Origin of the sequence: Tistrella mobilis KA081020-065, assembly GCF_000264455.2 — a bacterium.
GTDB classification, from domain to species: Bacteria; Pseudomonadota; Alphaproteobacteria; order Tistrellales; family Tistrellaceae; genus Tistrella; species Tistrella mobilis.
In genome coordinates this window covers 559,575-577,189 of the sequence record NC_017966.1, presented here as the reverse complement: position 1 = coordinate 577,189, position 17,615 = coordinate 559,575, and the positions used below count along the sequence as shown (strand labels likewise).

Sequence of the window (17,615 nt, the reverse complement as noted above, 5' to 3'; positions counted from 1 at the left end):
CGGGATTATGTAAGTCCAGTTTCTGGACGAAGTTCGTATTGAATCTGGATCGAGTCAATGGAATACTGCAGCCATGAAACGCGATGATCTGAAAGACCAGCCCTGTTCCATGGCGCGCACCGTTGCGGTGATCGGCGACCGATGGACCCTGATGCTGCTCAGGGACTGCTTTCTGGGGGTGCGCCGCTTTGACGCCTTTCAGGAGCGGCTGGGCATTTCGCGCACCATCATCGCCGACCGGCTGAAGCTGCTGGTGGATGAGGGCGTGCTGGCGCGGGTGCGCTATCAGGACCGGCCGCCGCGCGACGAATACCGCCTCACCCCCAAGGGCTTCGATCTCTATCCGGTGGTGATGAGCATCGTGCACTGGGGTAATCAGCACTATGCGGGCGAGGCCGGGCCGCCGATGCTGCATCGTCACCGCAATTGCGGCCACGACATCGAACCGGTGCTGACCTGCAGGGCTTGTGGCGAGGAACTGCGTGCCCGCGAGGTGGAGGTGCGCGCCGGGCCGGGCATCGGCGACGAGGCCGCCGCCGCTGCGGCCCTGCCACCGCGCCGCAGCCGGACCGGTTGATCCGGCCGGTCAGCTCCGGTGACGCAGGGCCTCGACCAGGGCGACGAAGGCGGGAGAGGACTGCCGGCGGCTTGGATAATAGAGGTGGTAGCCGTCCCAGTCGGGCGAGAAGTCCTGCAGCACGCGCACGAGACGTCCCGCCTCGACATGAGGCAGGATGATGTCTTCCGGCGCATAGGCGAGACCGAAGCCGTCGAGTGCCGCATCGACGACGTTATAAATGTTGTTGAAGGCGAGCTGCCCGTCGACCCGGATCTTCAGCTCACGACCGTCTTCCTCAAAATCCCAGACCCAGAACCCGCCCGAGGTCGGCATGCGCTGATTGATGCAGACATGCTCGACAAGGTCCCGCGGATGTTGCGGCACCGGACGGGTCTCGAAATAGCCGGGTGCGCCGACCACGGCAAAGCGGAAATCCGGACCGATCCGGGCCGAGATCATGTCTTTGGCCAGCTGTTCGCCCATCCGGACCCCGGCATCGAAGCGTTCGGTGACGATGTCGGTGAGGCCGTTGTCGAGCACGAGTTCGACCTTGATGTCCGGATGCTCGATCAGGAACCGGCGCAGCTTCGGCCAGAGCAGATGGTTGAGCGCGTGATCCGAGGCGACGATCCGGATGTTGCCGGCAGGCTTGTCGCGGAGCGCGTTCAGCGCATCGAGTTCGGCCTCGATACCGTCGAAATGGGGACCCAGCCCGTCGAGCAGGCGCTGCCCGGCCTCGGTCAGGGACACGGCGCGGGTGGTGCGGGTCAGCAGCCGCACGCCCAGCCGGGCCTCCAGCTGCCGGATGGTATGGCTCAACGCCGATTGCGAGACGCCGGCTTTCGCTGCGGCACGGGTGAAGCTGCGCTCGCGGGCGACCGCCAGGAAAGCCTGCAGGTCATTGAGATTGTCGCGCGGCATCTATGTCCCCCGCTGGTGGTGTCCCGGTCTTCATAGCATTGCCTGCGCAGGTCGGGCTGCAGGCAATTCATGAACTGTCCTCATAACAAGATGCGGATTCTACCGGCTAATGACCATGGGCGGCAGCTGCTAGCCTCAGGACCTTCCATCCGGAGCGATCAGGAGGACAGGGGCATGGGCCTCTCCATCACACGGCGCGGGTTGCTGCTCCAGGCGGCGGCTGCTGCCATGACGCCAGTACCGCTCCGTGCCGCAACTCCAGGCGGGGGCACGACCATGCAGCTGCGTTTCACCTTCGACACTCATGACTTCACGGCGACCCTCGACGATACACCGACGGCGCGGGATCTGATGTCGATGCTGCCGCTCGATCTGACGATCGAGGACTATTCCACCAACGAGAAGATCGCCCGCCTGCCGCGCCGGCTGACAGAGGACGGGAGCGGCACGTTTTCGGGCGAGGCGCCGGGCGACCTCTGCTATTTCGCACCCTGGGGCAATCTCGCTTTCTTCTACAAAGGCTACCGGTATTCGCGGGGCCTGATCCGTCTCGGCCGGCTGGATGGCGGCATCGGGCCGCTGCTGACGCGCGGCAGTTTTCCCCTCTCGGTGCAGGGGGTGCCGTGAAGGTGGACATCCGATCCGCAGCGTCGGGCGGTCGCACTGCCGCGGCATGGGGCGGCGTGTTCGCGATGTCGCTGTGCGTCTTCGTGCTGATCGCCTCGGAATTCATGCCGGTCAGCCTGCTGACCCCGATCGCGGCGGATCTGGCCATCACCGAAGGCCGGGCCGGGCAGGCGATCGCCGTGTCGGGCGTCTTTGCCGTGCTCACCAGCCTGTCGATCAGCCGTCTGGCCGGTGGTGTCGATCGCCGGACCGTGCTGCTCGCCCTGACCGGGCTGATGCTGATCTCGGGCATCATCGTGGCCGCGGCACCCGATGGAGCGGTGCTGATGGCCGGCCGGGCACTGCTCGGAGTGGTGATCGGCGGGTTCTGGTCGATGACCACCGCGGTGGTGATGCGGCTGGTACCGGATCACGCCGTGCCGCGGGCGCTGGCGCTGCTCAATGGCGGCAATGCGCTGGCCACCACGATCGCGGCACCGCTCGGCAGCTTTCTGGGCGGGGTGATCGGCTGGCGCGGTGCCTTCTTCTGCATCGTGCCGCTCGCCGCAATCGCCTTCGTCTGGCAGGCATGCAGCCTGCCGCGCATGCCCGGCGGTCGCCGGGCAGGCAGAAGCCCCTTTCGTCTTTTCCAGCGGCGCCCGGTCGCTTCGGGCATGGCGGCAGTGCTGTTCCTGTTCATGGGTCAGTTCGCCCTGTTCACCTATCTGCGGCCTTTCCTGGAGGCCGTGACGCGGGTGGATGTCGATACGCTCTCGGCGCTTCTGCTGGTGATCGGCATCTCCGGGCTGATCGGCACAAGCCTGATCGGAATGGTGCTGACCCGCAGCCTCGGCGCGGCCCTGATCGGCATGCCGTTGATCCTGGGCGGGATCGCCCTCGGACTTGCGGTCGCGGGTGACCGGCTGTGGATCGTGGCGCCGCTGCTCGGCCTCTGGGGCCTGGTCGGCACCGCCGCCCCGGTCGGCTGGTGGACCTGGCTTGCCCGTACCCTGCCAGAGGATGCCGAGGCCGGCGGCGGGCTGATGGTCGCGATCATCCAGGCGGGCATCACGGTCGGGGCTGCTGCAGGCGGCGTGCTGTTCGATGCGGGCGGCCATGCCGCGACCTTCATCTTCGCGGCCGGCCTGCTCGGCCTGGCGGCCGCGCTGGCCGTGCGGGCGCGCTGATCACCTGCCTGCCATGGCCGGCAGCTGCACATTCCATATGACGTATCCGATACGGCTCATGGCATGATCTTCCCTAAGTTCCGCAAAATGAGAACGTACCAGGGAGGATCCGCCGATGAACCAGATCGCCATGTCGGGACATGCTGCCGCTGCCCGGTTGCTGATCGACCATTGGAATGCCGGCACGCGGCTCGCCTGCCTGCCCGCTGCGCTGCAGCCACAGAGCCGGGCCGAGGGCTATGCCATCCAGGCGCGGCTGGTGGCCGATCCGGCTGCCCATATCGGCTGGAAGATCGCCGCCACCAGCCTGGCCGGTCAGCGCCATATCGGCGTCGACGGTCCGCTGGCCGGCCGATTGTTCGCAGAGCGTCTGCTGCCCGATGGGGTGGTGGTGCCGCTCGCCACCAGTCTGATGCGTGTGGCCGAGGTGGAATTCGCCTTCCGCTTCGGCCGCGATCTGGCGCCGCGGCCCGAGCCTTTCACCGTCGACGAGGTGGTGGCGGCGGTGGCGAGCCTGCATCCGGCGATCGAGCTGCCGGATTCGCGCTACGAGGATTTCTGCGCTGTGGGTGCGGCCCAGCTGATCGCCGATGATGCCTGCGCCAACCTGTTCATCCTGGGCCCGGCCACGACCGCGCCCTGGCGCGAGGTCGACCTCGCCGCCGAGACGCCCTCGGCCGTGGTCACCGGTCCGGATGGCCGGATCCGCAGCCGTCATGACGGGCTGGGCGCCAATGTGCTGGGCGATCCGCGCCTCGCGCTCACCTGGCTTGCCAACGAGGTCTCGGCCCTGGGCCTGCCGTTGAGGGCGGGTCAGGTGGTGATCACCGGCACCTGCGTAGTACCGATCGCGGTCGAGCCGGGCGACCGTGTCGCAGCGGACTGGAGGGCCTTCGGCCAGCTCTCGGTGTCTTTTGTCTGAGACCCGACCAGTCTGACGTCAGATCAGGCTCGCCTGTGCATCGGTCTCGATCAGCCGGACATTGGCATCGGCGCAGATCCGTCGGATCTGGGGCAGGTCGCAGCGGTTGGTGATGAAGGTGTTGACCTGCGACAGGTGGCCGATGCGCACCGGGGCGGTCCGTTCGAACTTGGTCGAATCGGCGACCAGGATCACATGACGGGCATTGGCGATGATCGCCTGAGCCACCTTCACCTCGCGGAAATCGAAATCGAGCAGCGCGCCGTCATTGTCGATTGCCGACACGCCGATCACGGCAAAATCGACCCGGAACTGGCGGATGAAATCGACGGCCGCCTCGCCCACCACGCCGCCATCCGAGCCGCGGACCACGCCGCCCGCGATGATCACCTCGATCGAGGGGTAGATCCGCATCCGGTTGGCGACGTTGATGTTGTTGGTGATGACCATCAGCCCGGCATGATCGGTGAGCGCGCGGCCGACCGCTTCGGTGGTGGTGCCGATATTGATGAACAGCGAGGTGTTGTCGCCGATCAGCTGGGCGGCGGCGCGGCCGATCGCGGTTTTCTCGTCAGACGCGATCAGGCTGCGCGCCTCGTATTCCATGTTCTGCACGCCGGACGGGAACAGCGCGCCGCCATGGATGCGGGTCAGCAGCCGGCGCTCGCAGAGGTCGTTCAGATCCTTGCGGATGGTCTGTGGCGTCACCCCGAAATGCGTCGCCAGTTCGTCGACCAGAATCCGGCCCTTGTCCTTGGCAAGCTGGACGATTTCGGCATGGCGGGGAGACAGGTACATCGGCGGCGCGTCCTCGACTGCGGGTTTCCGGCGGTCCCTTGGGCCCCCGGCTTTCGTTTCAGTCATCATATAGCCAGGAACGAAAGTGCGAAAAGCCGAACTTGGCCGATCGTGCATCAGCGGTTCAGCCGCCGCCAGCGCGCCGGAGGCTGGCCGGTCCACTGGCGGAAGGCGCGCTGGAACGCGCTGGGTTCCGAGAAGTCGAGCCGGTCGGCGATGTCCGCGAGCGAAAGTTCGGTGCGCCTCAACAGGCTGCAGGCCAGATCGCGGCGCAGCTCGTCGCGGATCCCGCGAAAGGACATGCCGGAAGATGCAAGCCGGCGCGCGAGCGTCGCCCGCGACATGCCGAGCGCCCGGGCCGCCACCGTCTCGCTGAGCCCGGCGAAGGGGCGGGTGGCCGCCAGCAGGTGGCGGAGGGCGGCTTCGGTGCCGGCCGGGGCTGTGGGGGCGGTCATCAGCTCCACCAGCCGGCGGGTGAAGGCGCCGGCGCGGTCGGGGCGGGCGGTGACCGGCAGGGCGAAGCTGCCCGGGGCGAATTCGAGCCCGCCGGGCGTCGCGCCATGCTCCACCGGCCGGCCGAACAGAAAGGTGGACTCTGCGGCCAGGGCGGCAAAGCGCTCGGGCAGCATGACCCGCCGCAGCGGCGGGGCCTCCCCCGCCAGCCAGCCGATGACATGGATCAGCCCGAGCAGGATCAGATGCGGCATCAGCAGGGCATCACCCTGGGCGGCGGTGCGCGGCGTCAGCTGCAGTCGCACCGGGCCGGCGGGACCGTCGGCCTGATCGATCCGCCAGGGCAGGGCGCCATCGAAAACCCGGATCATGCGTCCGGCGGCATCGATGGCATGGCCGGTCGAGGGCAGATGCGCCATCAGCCTGAGCAGTTCGGCCGTCATGCCCGGGGGCACCGGTCGGGCCAGATGGCCCAGGAACTCGTCGCCCGCCGCGCCGACCGCCAGGCGTTGCAGCCGGCGATAGGCCAGGGGGGCGATGCGCGGCCCGTCGGCCTCCAGCAGGCGCGGGTCGATGCCGGCCCGCCGGTGGATGCGGCGCAGGATTTCGGGTGCCAGCGGCAGGCGGTCGGTCAGCTCCCGCGCGAAGCGGACCGGGATGGTGGGCGTGATCCAACGGCGAAGGACGGTCGGGTTTTCGGTCATGTCGTGTGAGACGCCGCGTCATTGTTCCCGAGGGCGGGCAGGATCATCCTTAAGGGCCAAGACGGCATGGATGTCGCAACCGGAGGAGGAGACCCGCCCATGGCCCCGCTGATGCTCGACGGCCTCGACGACTATGCCAGCACCGGTTCCCCGCGCAAATACCACTCCACCGCCGGCAGCCAGGAGACGGCGCCGCTCGCGCGGGTGGAGGATGCCTGGGCGGCGCTGGAGCGCGACGGCTATGTCATCCTGGAAAATCTGTTCGCACCCGGCGAGGTGGCCCGGATGCGGGCGGCGGTGCTGCCGCATATGGCGCCGCGCGGCGGCCGCAACCCGTTCGAGGGGCTGAAGACCCGCAGGCTTTATGCCGTGATCGCCAAGACGTTGGCCTGCAACCCGCTGGTCGAACATCCGCTGGTGCTGGCCCTGCTCGACCGGGTGTTCGAGCCCAATTATCTGCTCTCGCAGCTGCAGGTGATCGACATCCTGCCCGGGGAAGAGGCGCAGGCGCTGCATTTCGACGACAGCTTCTACAGCCTGCCCCGGCCGCGGCCGGTGCTGGGGGCGGCGACGATCATGGCGCTGGATGATTTCACGCCGCTGAACGGTGCGACGCGCGTGATCCCCGGCAGCCATCGCTGGGGCAACCGCCTGCCCACGCCTGAAGAGGCGGAAGGGGCGGTCCCCGTGGTGATGCCGGCGGGATCGGTGGTGCTGTTTCTGGGCACGCTCTGGCACAGCGGCGGTGCCAATCGCAGCGACGGCGCGCGCCTGGCGCTCACCGCCCAGTACTGCGCGCCCTGGTGCCGCCAGCAGGAAAATTTCAGCCTGTCGGTGCCGCTTCCGGTGGTGAAGCAGTGCAGCGAACACATCCGGCGGATGCTGGGTTATTCGATCCACGCGCCCTTCATGGGCATGGTGGACGGCATGCACCCGAAACGGCTGCTGGAGGATCGGCCCTCCGCGGAGGTCTGAGGCGGAACACGCCGGGCAGCACCGCGTTGCGTCGGGAAAGGCGCCGGGTTTTCCGGCTGCCCCCGACGGAAGGCTGTTGTCATGGATGGAATGGCCGAAGGGCGCCTGCCGCGGTTTCTGATCGCCCATGCCGCGGCGGGCTATGTGCTGGCGCTGGGCGTTGTTGCCGCACTGTTCGCCGGGGATGTCTCGGGGCTGCGCGGGCTGGTTCTGGAGGTGCGGGGCGGGCTGCTTGCGGGGGCGGTCTTCACCCTGTTGATGGGGCAGACGCTCGCCGTGGTGCAGATCGCCTTCGCGCTCTGGCTGCTGGCCGGGGCACCGGGGGATGGCGGCGGCGGGCACCGCGCGCGCCTGCGACCTTCCGGCATCTTGACCCCCGCCAGGGCGGGGCCATAGTCATGGAAGATGCGTCACCGCGCCGAAGGGGAGCGCCCGTCCGATGCCCATGCTGGTCCGTTTTGTCGTCATGCACGCCCTGGTGGGCTTCGGTCTCGCCTTCGCCGTGGTCGGCGCCCTGCTCTGGTTCGACGTCTCGGGCCTGGGCACGTTGATGAGCGGCAATGCCGACGGCCCGCTGGCGGCGGCGGTGCTCACCTTCTTCATGGGGCTGACGCTGGGGAGCGTTCAGGTCGCCTTCGCGGTCTGGTTCCAGGCCGGCGATGATCATGACGGCTCGGGCGGCCGGCGCATCCGCATTCCGCAGATCTTCCTGCCGCCGCGGCGGGCGGTTGCCCATGTGAAGGTTCCCGTCCGCGGAGCCGGCGGACGGGTCTGATCGACGGACGGGCCTGATCGTCAGGACACCTGCAGGCCGCCGTCCTCGGTGAACGCGGAGAAAGCGTGCGTTGACGACGCGGTGTCGTCGATCATCAGCTGCGGGCGGCGCCAGACCGCGCGGGCCAGACGGCGCGGGCTTTTTGTGGTGTCGGAGACCGGGTGGGTCAGCTGCATGATATGATGTCTTTCGTGTAGCAGGATCGGCGTCGGGAGGCAGGCTTGCCGGTTATGATACGCCGGACATCAGGAGATTTGGTAAACACTGTCGGTGCCATTGGTGGCTATATTGAACATGGTGGACAACGATACGTCGTCGGTCTGCAGCTGCGGGCGCTGCCAGACGGTGCGATGCATTGCGTTGGTGTCGGATGTCTCGGCGCCGGAGACCGGGTGATTCTGCTGCATGGCGTGTGGCCTGTCGTACTTTAAAGTTGAGGGCGAAAACGCCTGGCATAAGTCTACAACAGGCACTGCATTTGGCGCCATATCTCAGTTTCGCGGATCAAGGTCATGCCGCACGATTATTGACGAGGGCCAGATACGCATCAGGCCGTCGGCCAATGCCGCGCCCGCCGCCGCCAGCGCGGTGTCGGGCATGCTGCCCAGGGCCTCCAGGATGAACCAGAGCCGACGCGAATCTGCGGTCAGGCGGGTGCGCAGCCCCTGGCGCCAGTTCCAGCGCCGGCAGGTGACGCCGGCGTCGTCGCACCAGACCACCTCGCCGGGCTCCGGTGTTTCGATCGCGGGCGTGCCGTCTTTCATCACATCGAAGGCTTCGGTGCCGGTGGCGCGGATCAGGCGGGGGGCGCCCTGATAGGCCTCCAGATCCTCGCCGCCCACGGGGATGGCGAAGGCCAGGCTGACGGCGTTATAGAGATCGACCGCCAGCCCGGCCGGTGGCAGGGCGCCGTCACGGATGACGCGCTTGCGCAGGGCTTCCGCCGATGACGGGGTGCGGGCGGGTTTGGCGCCGAAGGCCCGGAAGGCCGCACGCCAGTCGTCGAGATGCGCCACTGCCCAGTCGGGTCCGCCGGCCTGCACCTGGCCGATGGCCCGGGCCAGGGTTTCGGCCACGATCGCATCCGCATCGGCCACCGCCGGGCCTGCGAGGGTGACGGTCAGGCTGACGGCCCGGAAATCCGGACGCAGGGCGTGAATGGCGGGGTCGATGACGGGCGTGATGGGCGCAGAAAGCATGCAGCACATCCATAAACCTGAGATTGGGTTTCGGGGGATATCATAACCCGGCGACGCCCGGCCGTCGTGTCCCCGCACGCAAGAGCTGTGGCATGCGGTGGCCGGTCGTGTCACGCTATGGCAGCGGAGCCCCCTGACGGAGATCCCGGCCCATGGTCGTGACGGCCGAGCCGCTGATCCGGCGTGACCCGGTCGCCGAAGCCGCAATTGCGGACGAGGCGATCACGGGCCGGCTTGCCTGCGACCCGGCGCGACCCTGGCCTCTGCCGCCGGTCGGCATCGGCGTCTGGCAGGCGCGACTGCCGGCCTGCGCCGCCCGGGTGATGCGCACGGCGCTGGCCGCGGGGCTGGGACCGCTGGTTCCCGACCTGCTGAATGTCCGGCTGTGCCGGCCGATCTTCCATGCCCGACTGGAACTGGCGGAATTGCTGGTCCGCCGCCCCGACGGCCGGTTCGCGACCCTGCTTCTGGGGATGCTGCCCGACCGGCTGGGCCATGTCGACGGCACCTCGCGCGTTGTTCATGCGCTGAATGCCGCCGATCCGCCTTTGCTCGACGGGCCCGAACAGGTGATGGACTATCTGCGCTGGTTCTGTGCCGTGGTCTGCGGCGATCATGGCGGTTTCCTGGTGGTGGAGCGCCTGACCGATCTGCCCTTCACCGCCGTGACGCCCGCGCTGGGCGATCGTCTGGCGCAGGTGCTGAAGCCGCTGACGGTCCATGGCCGCACCGCCGGCGGCGACTGGATGATCGCCGGCTGCCTGCTGCATGCCGCCGCCCTCTATCAGGTCGAAATGCGGGTCTGCCCTGACGGGCTGGTCGAGATGCTGGACGATTGCATCGCCCTGGACAATCTGCCCTGCCGGCGGCCCGGAATCCGGCGGGGTTATCGGGTCGCGGATGTCGCCGACTGATCGGCCTGCATGCCATGGCATTGAAGCCACCGCGGTGGTGATACAGATCGCGTTATTGACGCAGCCCTCCATCTCCTCAACAATCAAGCCTAGGTCGAACGTTTGTTCTAACTGACCGCCGGTCATCCCCGGCCGGACGGCAGACCCGGAACAGACGGATCGATACAAGGCCGCGACAGACGGCCGCGACGGGAGGACTGCCACCGTGAACGCCCAGGCGCTGTTCGCGATGATGGTGCAGCAGGGGGATGTGGTCACCGACCGCTTCCGCGATGCCGTGCGCCATCATCCTGACCAAACCTTCATCCGCTATGGCGAGGAGGGCCGCGACCTCAGTTTCGCCGCCTTCGAGGCCGAGGTGGCGACCCTTGCCGCCGCCCTGCAGGAGATGGGGCTGGAACCCGACGACCGCGTGTCGGTCTTCACCCGCAATTCCTGGATCGCCACCCTTGCCATGTTCGCGGTCTGGGAGGCGGGCGCCGTTTATGCGCCGGTCAATTTCAACTATGCCGGCCGGCTGCTGGCCTATCAGCTGAACGACACCGCACCGCGGGTGCTGATCACCGATGCCGATCTGGCCCCGGCGGTCGCGGCGGTGCTGGACGAGGTGAGCCTGGCCAATATCGTGGTGCACCGGCCGCTGCCCTCGGATCACGACCATGATCCGGCGAAAGCCGCGCTGCCGCCGGCGCTTCTGGCCCGGCCCGGCCTGCATGACCTGGCCGAGCTGATGCGTACCCCGCGCCGCCACCGGCCGGTGACCCGCGGGGCCGCCGATATCGCCAACATCATCTACACCTCGGGCACCACCGGCCCGGCCAAGGGCGTGGTGCAGCCCTTCCGCTGGATCAACCAGTACACCTTCAACAGCCGCGCCTTTCTGACGGCGAAGGACACGATCTATTGCGACCTGCCGCTCTATCATGTCGGCGGGGCGATGTTCCTGGTCGCCAAGGCCTGCTGGACCGGCTGTGCCGTGTCGCTCTGGGACAAGTTCAGCCCGACGAGGTTCTGGGACCGGGTGCGCACCCACCGGGCGAGCAACGCCGTGCTGCTGGACGTGATGGTGCCCTGGCTGATGAGCGCCGAGCCGCGGGCGGATGATCGCGACAACACCATGATGCGGGTGCATATGCAGCCGCTGCCGGCGCGCCATCACGAGGTGGCGCAGCGTTTCGGCATCCCGTTCTCGACCGCAGGCTTCGGCCAGACCGAAAGCGGCAACGGCTTCGTCGCCCTGATCGACCAGTTCGGCGAGGCCGAGGCCAAGCGCCCGGACTTCCGGGTCGGGCATGACCGCGCGGCGGTGCTGGAAATCGCCCGCCAGCGGGGGATCATGGTGGTGGACGGCGCCGAACCGCTGGCCAAGGGCTTCATGGGTCGGCCCTCGCCGCTGCTGGAGGCCGCGGTGCTGGACGCAGACGATAACGTGCTGGGTCCGGATGAGGCCGGGCAGCTGGCCTTCCGGCCGCGCTTTCCGCATCTGCTGCTGAGGAGCTATTTCAACAAGCCGGACGCCACCATCAAGACCTTCTCGAACCTCTGGTTCCACACCGGCGATGCGGTGCGGCGGACCGAAGACGACGTTTATTACTTCATCGACCGCATGGGCGGCTTCTTCCGGGTGCGCGGCGAGAACGTCTCGTCCTACCAGGTGGAGGATCTGCTGAACACCCATCCGGACATCCGCGCCACCGCCGCGTTGCCGGTCCCGGCGGAAGAAGGCGAGGAAGAGGACTGCGCCGTCTTCATCCAGCTGGTCGAGGGCTGCAGCATGACCGAGGCGGAGCTGCGCAGCTTCGCGGCCTCGGTCATGCCGCGCTACATGACGCCGCGCCATGTGCGCTTCGTCGAGGCGCTGCCGGTGACGCCAACCAACAAGATCGAAAAGTACAAGCTGAAACAATCCCTTCTGGCCGAACTCGCCGCCGCGCGCGCGGCCGCGGAGACGGGCCGATGACGGCGGCGACGCCGCTGCTGGAGCTGGACCGTGTGGGGATCAACCTGCGCACCGGCGGCGGGATCGTCTCGGCGACCCGTGACGTCTCGTTCAAGGTGGGGGCCGCCGAGCGGATCGGTATCGTGGGCGAAAGCGGCTGCGGCAAGACGCTGACCGGGCTTGCGATCATGCAGCTGCTGCCGCGTGGCCTCGCCCGGATCGATGGTGCGATCCGCTTCGAGGGCCGCGACCTGCTGAAGCTCTCGGGGCGGGAGCTGCGCCGGGTGCGCGGCGCCGGCATCGCCATGATCTTTCAGGAACCGATGAGCGCGCTCGACCCGGTTTTCACCATCGGCGAGCAGATCGTCGAGACCATTCTGGCGCATGAGGCGGTGTCGCGGCGCGAGGCGAAGGAACGCGCGGTCGACCTGCTGGCGCGGGTCGGGATCCCGCTGCCGGCGCGGCGGGCGGGGGAATATCCTCACCAGCTGTCGGGCGGCATGCGCCAGCGGGCGATGATCGCCATCGCGCTGGCCTGCAACCCGAAATTGTTGATCGCCGACGAGCCGACCACGGCGCTGGATGTCACCATCCAGGCCCAGATCATCGATCTGCTGGTCGACCTCAGCGAAACCACCGGCACGGCGCTACTGTTCATCACCCATGATCTGGGGGTGGTCGCCGAGACCTGCACCCGGATGGTGACGATGTATGCGGGCGAAGTGGTCGAGGATGCCACCGTCGACGACGCGCTGGTCCGGCCCCGCCACCCCTATACCGCCGGGCTGTTTTCCGCCCTGCCGCGGCTGGTGGAGCGCGGCGCGCCGCTGCCCTCCATCCCCGGCCGGGTGCCGCCCCTGATGGCAATGCCCGAGGGTTGCCGTTTCCGCCCCCGCTGTCCCCATGCCGAGGAGGCCTGCACCACGGCACAGGCCATGCGTGAGCCCGAGCCGGGGCACCGCGCCCGCTGCCGGCGCACCGGGGAACTCCAGCTGGAGGGCACCGTCGGATGATCACCGTGAAGCCCGCCCCTCGACAGGCAGCCGCCACGACCGAAGACCAGCCGATGCTGTCGGTCGAGGATCTGCGCGTCACCTTCACCACCGCCGACGGCGAAAGCCTGAAGGCGGTGGACGGCATCAGTTTCGAGGTCCGCCCGGGCGAAACCTTCGGCGTGATCGGCGAAAGCGGATCGGGCAAGTCGACGCTCGGCCGCGCCATCGTCCGCCTGCTCGACCCGACCGGCGGCCGGATCCTGTACGAGGGCGACGACATCGCCCGGTTGAAGGGCCGCCGCCTGCGGCACAAGCGCCGCGAGCTGCAGATCATCTTCCAGGACCCGAACGCGGCCCTGAACCCGCGGATGAGTATTCTCGACAGCGTCCGCGAGCCGCTGGACGTGGTGGGGGAGGGGGACCGCGCGTCGCGGACCGGCCGCGCACTCGACCTGCTCGACCGGGTGGGGATCAGCGCGGAACAGGCGCGGCGCTATCCGCACGAGCTGTCGGGCGGCCAGAAACAGCGGGTCAACATCGCCCGCTCGCTGACGCTCAACCCGAAACTGGTGGTCTGCGACGAGGTGGTGGCGGCGCTGGATGTGTCGATCCGCGGCGACGTGCTCAACCTCTTCGCCGAGATCCAGCGCGAACGCGGCCTCGCCTATGTCTTCATCACCCATGATATCGGCGTGGTCTCGCATATCAGCGACCGGGTGGCGGTGATGTATCTGGGCCGGTTCATGGAGCTGGGGCCGGTGGCGGCCGTGGCCGAACGGCCGATGCACCCCTATACCCGGGCGCTGATGTCGGCCGAGCCGGTGCCGCTGCCGTCCCATCTGCGCCAGAAGCGCCGGATCCTGCTGGAGGGTGAGATCCCGTCGCCGCTGAACCCGCCTTCGGGCTGCCGCTTCCGCACCCGCTGCCCCCATGCGCAGGCGACTTGCGCCGAGCGGGTGCCCGACTGGCGCCCCGTCGCCCCCGACCATTTCGTCGCCTGCCACTTCGCCGAGGAGCTGGCGCCCGGCTGACGAAGACCGGACCCAACCAGAATGACCGCATCAGGCGGCACGGTCGACCGCGACAGAAGATCCGGCGGCGGCCACCAGGGAGGAAGACCAGAATGACCAAGGATCCGTTGAACATCTCCGCGGGCGAGCCGGTCACCGTCGGGGGCCGCCCGGCCTTCGCGATGGACCGCCGCCGTTTCCTGTCGCTGCTGGGCGCCGGTGCGGCCGGCGCCGCGGCATCGGGCATGCTGCCCGGCCATGTCCGCCGGGCGCTGGCCGCGGGCGGCGTGCTGAAGGTGGCGGCGCCCGCCAACCCGTCGAGCCTGGACCCGATGACCGGTGGCTCGGGCCAGGACCATCCCTTCCTCTACACCGTCTTCGACACACTGGTGGAATGGGAATATGAAAGCCTGGACCCCAAGCCCGGCCTGGCGCGCGCCTGGAGCTTCCCCGACCCCAAGACCCTGGTGATGGATCTGCAGGAGGGGGTGAAATTCCACGACGGCACCGATTTCAATGCCGAGGCGGTGAAGTTCAACCTGGACCGCAATCGCGGGGATCAGCGCTCCAACATCAAGGCCGACCTGATCAATGTCGAGGCGGTGGAGGTGAGCGGGCCGCATCAGGTCACCATCCGGCTGAAGAACCCCGATGCCGCCCTGCCGATGATCCTGTCGGACCGCGCCGGCATGATGTGCTCGCCCAAGGCGGTGACGGAGAAGGGCGATGCCCATGACCGCAACCCCGTCGGCACCGGCGCCTGGAGCTTCGTTGCCTGGAACGACAACGAAAAGGTGGTGGTGAAGCGCAACGAGGGCTATTGGAAAAAGGGCACGCCCAAGGTCGACGGCATCGAATTCGCGATCATTCCGGAACTCTCCACCGGGCTGCGCTCGGTGATGGCCGGGCAGAACCACTTCGTCTATTTCCTGTCGCCCCAGCAGGGGCTGATCGCGAAGCGGGCGCCGAAGCTGACCACCTTTACCGGCCCGACGCTCTATTGCATCCAGATCTATTTCAACTGGGCGCGCAAGCCACTGGACGATCTCCGCGTCCGGCAGGCGATCAACCACGCCATCGACCGAGACGCTTTCGTCAAGGTGACGATGAACGGCATCGGCGAGAAGGCGATCACCAACCTGCCGTCTGCCCATTGGGCCTTCGACAGGGAGCTGGCCGGCTACTACCCCTATGATCCCGAGAAGGCCAAGGCGCTGCTCGCCGAGGCGGGCTATGCCGACGGGCTGGATCTGCATCTGGGTGGCTATCCCGACCAGAGTTCGGTGCAGCGGCAGGAATTCATCATGGAGCAGCTGCGCCAGGTCGGCATCCGGGTGCGCTATTCGATCGGCACCATTCCCGAGGCCTCGGCCGCCTTCTTCGGCAACGAAAAGAAGACCGACGCCCTGGTCTCGGCCTGGACCGGCCGGCCCGATCCCAGCCTGACCTTCTCGCTGATGTACCTGCCCGACGCCTATTACAATGGCGGCCGCGGCCCGGTGCCCGACGAGCTGGTGCAGGCGATCGCCGCCAGCCGTGCCTCGCCCGACAAGGAGGCGCGTAAGGTGGCCTTCTCGAAGGTCCAGAAGCTGGTGCTCGACAACGCCCTGGTCTGCCCGCTCGCCTTCCTGTCGGCGCTGGACGTGGCGGGTGAGAAGGTGGAGGGCTACAAGCCCAACCTGCTGAACAAGCCCAAGCTTTACGACGTGTCGCTGGCCTGAGGCCTGCCCGTCGCCGGGTGGAGCCAGGCTCCACCCGGTCCGCTTTCCGGCTTCCCTCCCCAGTTCGAGGACTTCCGATCCGATGTCCAGCCGCCGCGCGATCCGCACCGTGCGCCGCCGCCTGATCCAGGTGGTGCCGGTGATCCTGATCGTGACCTTCGTGGTGTTCGGGCTGATCCAGCTGATCCCCGGCGACATCGCGGTGACGCTGGCCGGCGACAATGCCAGCGATCAACGCCTTGCCGAAATCCGGGCACTCTACGGTCTCGATCGTCCCTTCCTGGTTCAGTATTTCGACTGGCTGTGGGGGGCGGTTCATGGCGACCTCGCCCGGTCGCTGATTTCGGGCGAGGAGGTGATGACCTCGCTCTCCCGCACCTTTCCGCTGACCTTGCTGATCGTGGTGCTGGCGATGCTGATCTCGATGGTGATCGGCATTCCGCTCGGCATCCTGGCGGCGCTCCGGCCCAATTCGATCATCGACGGCGCGGTGATGGGGCTGGCCTCGGTCGGCATCGCCATTCCGAATTTCTGGCTGGCGATGATCCTGGTCGCGACCTTCGCCCTCTCGCTCGGCTGGCTGCCGGCGACCGGGGCGGTCGCCTTTTCGGATGATCCGATCCGGGCGCTGGAACATGCGATCCTGCCTGCGACCGCGCTTGCCGCCGGCGGCATCGCCGAGGTGGCGCGCCAGCTGCGCACCTCGCTGGTCGATATTCTGGGCTCGCAATATGTCCGCACGCTCCATGCCAAGGGCCTGCCCGGCGGCGCGGTGCTCTGGAAGCACGGGCTCAAGAACGTTTCGGTCAACCTGCTGACGGTGATCGGCCTGCTGGCCAACCGCCTGCTGGCGGCGACCGTCGTGGTCGAGACGGTGTTCGCCATCCCGGGTGTGGGCAATCTGATCGTCAACGCGGCGCTCGCCCGCGATTTTCCGGTGGTGCAGGGGGTGGTGCTGACCATGATCGTCTTCGTGGTCGGGCTGAACCTGATCATCGACATGCTCTATGTCGTCTTCGACCCGAGGGTACGCTGATGAGCCGGACCGCAACCCCTTCTGCCACCGGGGCGGCGCCCCGCCGACGCAACCCCGTGCTCGCCTGGATGCTGCGCGATCCGCGTGGCGCGCTCAGCCTGCTGGTGGTGGCGATCATCGCGCTCACCGGCATCTTCGCCGACCAGCTGGCACCCTATTCGCCGATCGAGCAGAATTTCGACCTGATCCTGATGCCGCCTTCGGCCGAAAACTGGCTCGGCACCGACGATCTGGGCCGCGACGTGTTCAGCCGGCTGATCCACGGCGCCTCGGCCAGCATGTATGCCAGCGTGCTCTCGGTCTCGATCGCGCTGGTGATCGGCCTGCCGATCGGCCTGCTTGCGGGCTTCGCCGGCGGCTGGGTCGACGAGGTGGTCAGCCGGGTGATCGACGCGCTGCTGTCGTTTCCGGCCATCGTGCTTGCGATCGGCGTCACCGGCGCGCTGGGGGTCGGCCTCACCAACGGCATGATCTCGGTCGGCATCGTGTTCTCGCCGCTGATCGCGCGCCTGGCCCGTGCGCGGGCGCTGGTGGTGAAAGAGGAATTGTTCGTCGATGCTGCCCGCTGTTTCGGGGCAAGCCCGGTGCGCATCCTGGCCCGCCACATTCTGCCCAACGCCATCCAGCCGATCCTGGTGCAGGTGACCCTGCTTCTGGCCGGTGCGCTGCTGGCTGAAGCCTCGCTCTCCTTCCTGGGGCTGGGCGTTCAGGCGCCGGATGCCAGCTGGGGCTCGATGCTCGCCAAAGCCTATCTCTATATGGAGATTGCGCCCGAACAGATGGTCACCCCGGGCCTCGCCATCCTGGTGACGGCGCTCGCCTTCAACGGGCTGGGCGACAGCGTGCGCATGTTGCTGGACCCGACCACGCGCAGCGGCCGCTGATCGCGGCCGCGCCATCC

At 67.9% G+C, this 17,615-nt stretch carries 20 protein-coding genes; 14 read left to right on the top strand and 6 right to left on the bottom strand.

Features of this window, described 5'->3' with window-relative positions; translation table 11 throughout:
• The first annotated feature begins 73 nt into the window (after nucleotides 1-73).
• Nucleotides 74-577, top strand: a complete 504-nt coding sequence (locus TMO_RS23290) for a winged helix-turn-helix transcriptional regulator (protein ID WP_014753269.1) — start codon at nucleotides 74-76, stop codon at nucleotides 575-577.
• A 9-nt stretch (nucleotides 578-586) separates the two neighbouring features.
• On the opposite strand, the gene TMO_RS23285 is transcribed toward TMO_RS23290, so the two are convergent.
• Entirely contained in the window at nucleotides 587-1,480 is an 894-nt protein-coding gene (locus TMO_RS23285) for a LysR family transcriptional regulator (RefSeq protein WP_014753268.1), read from the bottom strand.
• Nucleotides 1,481-1,654: 174 nt separating this feature from the next.
• Between TMO_RS23285 and TMO_RS23280 the strand changes: the two genes are divergently transcribed.
• The 3 genes from TMO_RS23280 (at nucleotide 1,655) to TMO_RS23270 (ending at nucleotide 4,195) form a co-directional block, all read left to right on the top strand.
• Nucleotides 1,655-2,107, top strand: coding sequence for a cyclophilin-like fold protein (locus TMO_RS23280; protein WP_416069010.1), 453 nt, complete (start codon nucleotides 1,655-1,657; stop codon nucleotides 2,105-2,107).
• Between the two features lie 65 nt (nucleotides 2,108-2,172).
• The gene (locus TMO_RS23275) at nucleotides 2,173-3,273 is read left to right on the top strand and encodes an MFS transporter (protein WP_081599069.1); all 1,101 of its coding nucleotides are present in this window, start codon (nucleotides 2,173-2,175) and stop codon (nucleotides 3,271-3,273) included.
• A 115-nt stretch (nucleotides 3,274-3,388) separates the two neighbouring features.
• Nucleotides 3,389-4,195: a 2-keto-4-pentenoate hydratase gene (locus TMO_RS23270; protein WP_014753265.1), complete on the top strand. Its 807-nt coding sequence runs from the start codon at nucleotides 3,389-3,391 to the stop codon at nucleotides 4,193-4,195.
• Between the two features lie 18 nt (nucleotides 4,196-4,213).
• Here TMO_RS23270 and TMO_RS23265 read toward each other — a convergent pair whose 3' ends face one another.
• Together TMO_RS23265 and TMO_RS23260 are read right to left on the bottom strand one after the other, a co-directional pair.
• On the bottom strand, nucleotides 4,214-4,993 hold the full coding sequence (locus TMO_RS23265; RefSeq protein WP_014753264.1) for a DeoR/GlpR family DNA-binding transcription regulator: 780 nt from the start codon (nucleotides 4,991-4,993) through the stop codon (nucleotides 4,214-4,216).
• Nucleotides 4,994-5,109: 116 nt separating this feature from the next.
• Entirely contained in the window at nucleotides 5,110-6,150 is a 1,041-nt protein-coding gene (locus TMO_RS23260) for a helix-turn-helix domain-containing protein (RefSeq protein WP_014753263.1), read from the bottom strand.
• 99 nt (nucleotides 6,151-6,249) lie between these two features.
• Between TMO_RS23260 and TMO_RS23255 the strand changes: the two genes are divergently transcribed.
• The 3 genes from TMO_RS23255 to TMO_RS23245 all read left to right on the top strand — a co-directional run bounded on the left by TMO_RS23255 (nucleotide 6,250) and on the right by TMO_RS23245 (nucleotide 7,900).
• Nucleotides 6,250-7,125 (top strand): phytanoyl-CoA dioxygenase family protein, encoded by an 876-nt coding sequence (locus TMO_RS23255; RefSeq protein ID WP_014753262.1) that lies wholly within the window; start codon nucleotides 6,250-6,252, stop codon nucleotides 7,123-7,125.
• 81 nt (nucleotides 7,126-7,206) lie between these two features.
• Nucleotides 7,207-7,521 carry a hypothetical protein gene (locus TMO_RS23250; protein WP_014753261.1) on the top strand — a complete coding sequence of 105 codons (315 nt, stop codon included), beginning with the start codon at nucleotides 7,207-7,209 and terminating at the stop codon, nucleotides 7,519-7,521.
• A gap of 43 nt (nucleotides 7,522-7,564) precedes the next feature.
• Nucleotides 7,565-7,900 carry a hypothetical protein gene (locus tag TMO_RS23245; RefSeq protein ID WP_014753260.1) on the top strand — a complete coding sequence of 112 codons (336 nt, stop codon included), beginning with the start codon at nucleotides 7,565-7,567 and terminating at the stop codon, nucleotides 7,898-7,900.
• Nucleotides 7,901-7,920: 20 nt separating this feature from the next.
• Here TMO_RS23245 and TMO_RS31875 read toward each other — a convergent pair whose 3' ends face one another.
• From TMO_RS31875 to TMO_RS23240, 3 genes are all read right to left on the bottom strand, one after another.
• On the bottom strand, nucleotides 7,921-8,076 hold the full coding sequence (locus tag TMO_RS31875; protein ID WP_014753259.1) for a hypothetical protein: 156 nt from the start codon (nucleotides 8,074-8,076) through the stop codon (nucleotides 7,921-7,923).
• Nucleotides 8,077-8,145: 69 nt separating this feature from the next.
• A complete protein-coding gene (locus TMO_RS31870) occupies nucleotides 8,146-8,307 on the bottom strand; it encodes a hypothetical protein (protein ID WP_187297863.1) in 162 nt (53 codons plus the stop codon).
• An 84-nt stretch (nucleotides 8,308-8,391) separates the two neighbouring features.
• A complete protein-coding gene (locus TMO_RS23240) occupies nucleotides 8,392-9,099 on the bottom strand; it encodes a B3/4 domain-containing protein (RefSeq protein ID WP_041607371.1) in 708 nt (235 codons plus the stop codon).
• A gap of 152 nt (nucleotides 9,100-9,251) precedes the next feature.
• On the opposite strand from TMO_RS23240, the gene TMO_RS23235 reads away from it, so the two are divergent.
• From TMO_RS23235 to TMO_RS23205, 7 genes are all read left to right on the top strand, one after another.
• Nucleotides 9,252-10,013: a hypothetical protein gene (locus TMO_RS23235; RefSeq protein WP_014753257.1), complete on the top strand. Its 762-nt coding sequence runs from the start codon at nucleotides 9,252-9,254 to the stop codon at nucleotides 10,011-10,013.
• Nucleotides 10,014-10,218: 205 nt separating this feature from the next.
• Entirely contained in the window at nucleotides 10,219-11,973 is a 1,755-nt protein-coding gene (locus TMO_RS23230; protein ID WP_014753256.1) for a class I adenylate-forming enzyme family protein, read from the top strand.
• On the top strand, nucleotides 11,970-12,965 hold the full coding sequence (locus tag TMO_RS23225) for an ABC transporter ATP-binding protein (protein WP_014753255.1): 996 nt from the start codon (nucleotides 11,970-11,972) through the stop codon (nucleotides 12,963-12,965). The genes TMO_RS23230 and TMO_RS23225 overlap by 4 nt, the downstream gene beginning before the upstream one ends.
• A complete protein-coding gene (locus TMO_RS23220; RefSeq protein ID WP_014753254.1) occupies nucleotides 12,962-13,978 on the top strand; it encodes an ABC transporter ATP-binding protein in 1,017 nt (338 codons plus the stop codon). Before TMO_RS23225 ends, TMO_RS23220 begins: the two co-directional genes overlap by 4 nt.
• Before the next feature lie 92 nt (nucleotides 13,979-14,070).
• Complete coding sequence (locus TMO_RS23215; protein WP_014753253.1) at nucleotides 14,071-15,678, top strand: ABC transporter substrate-binding protein; 1,608 nt, start codon at nucleotides 14,071-14,073, stop codon at nucleotides 15,676-15,678.
• 82 nt (nucleotides 15,679-15,760) lie between these two features.
• Nucleotides 15,761-16,714 carry an ABC transporter permease gene (locus tag TMO_RS23210; RefSeq protein ID WP_014753252.1) on the top strand — a complete coding sequence of 318 codons (954 nt, stop codon included), beginning with the start codon at nucleotides 15,761-15,763 and terminating at the stop codon, nucleotides 16,712-16,714.
• The gene (locus TMO_RS23205; RefSeq protein ID WP_014753251.1) at nucleotides 16,714-17,598 is read left to right on the top strand and encodes an ABC transporter permease; all 885 of its coding nucleotides are present in this window, start codon (nucleotides 16,714-16,716) and stop codon (nucleotides 17,596-17,598) included. Before TMO_RS23210 ends, TMO_RS23205 begins: the two co-directional genes overlap by 1 nt.
• The last annotated feature ends 17 nt before the right edge of the window (nucleotides 17,599-17,615 follow it).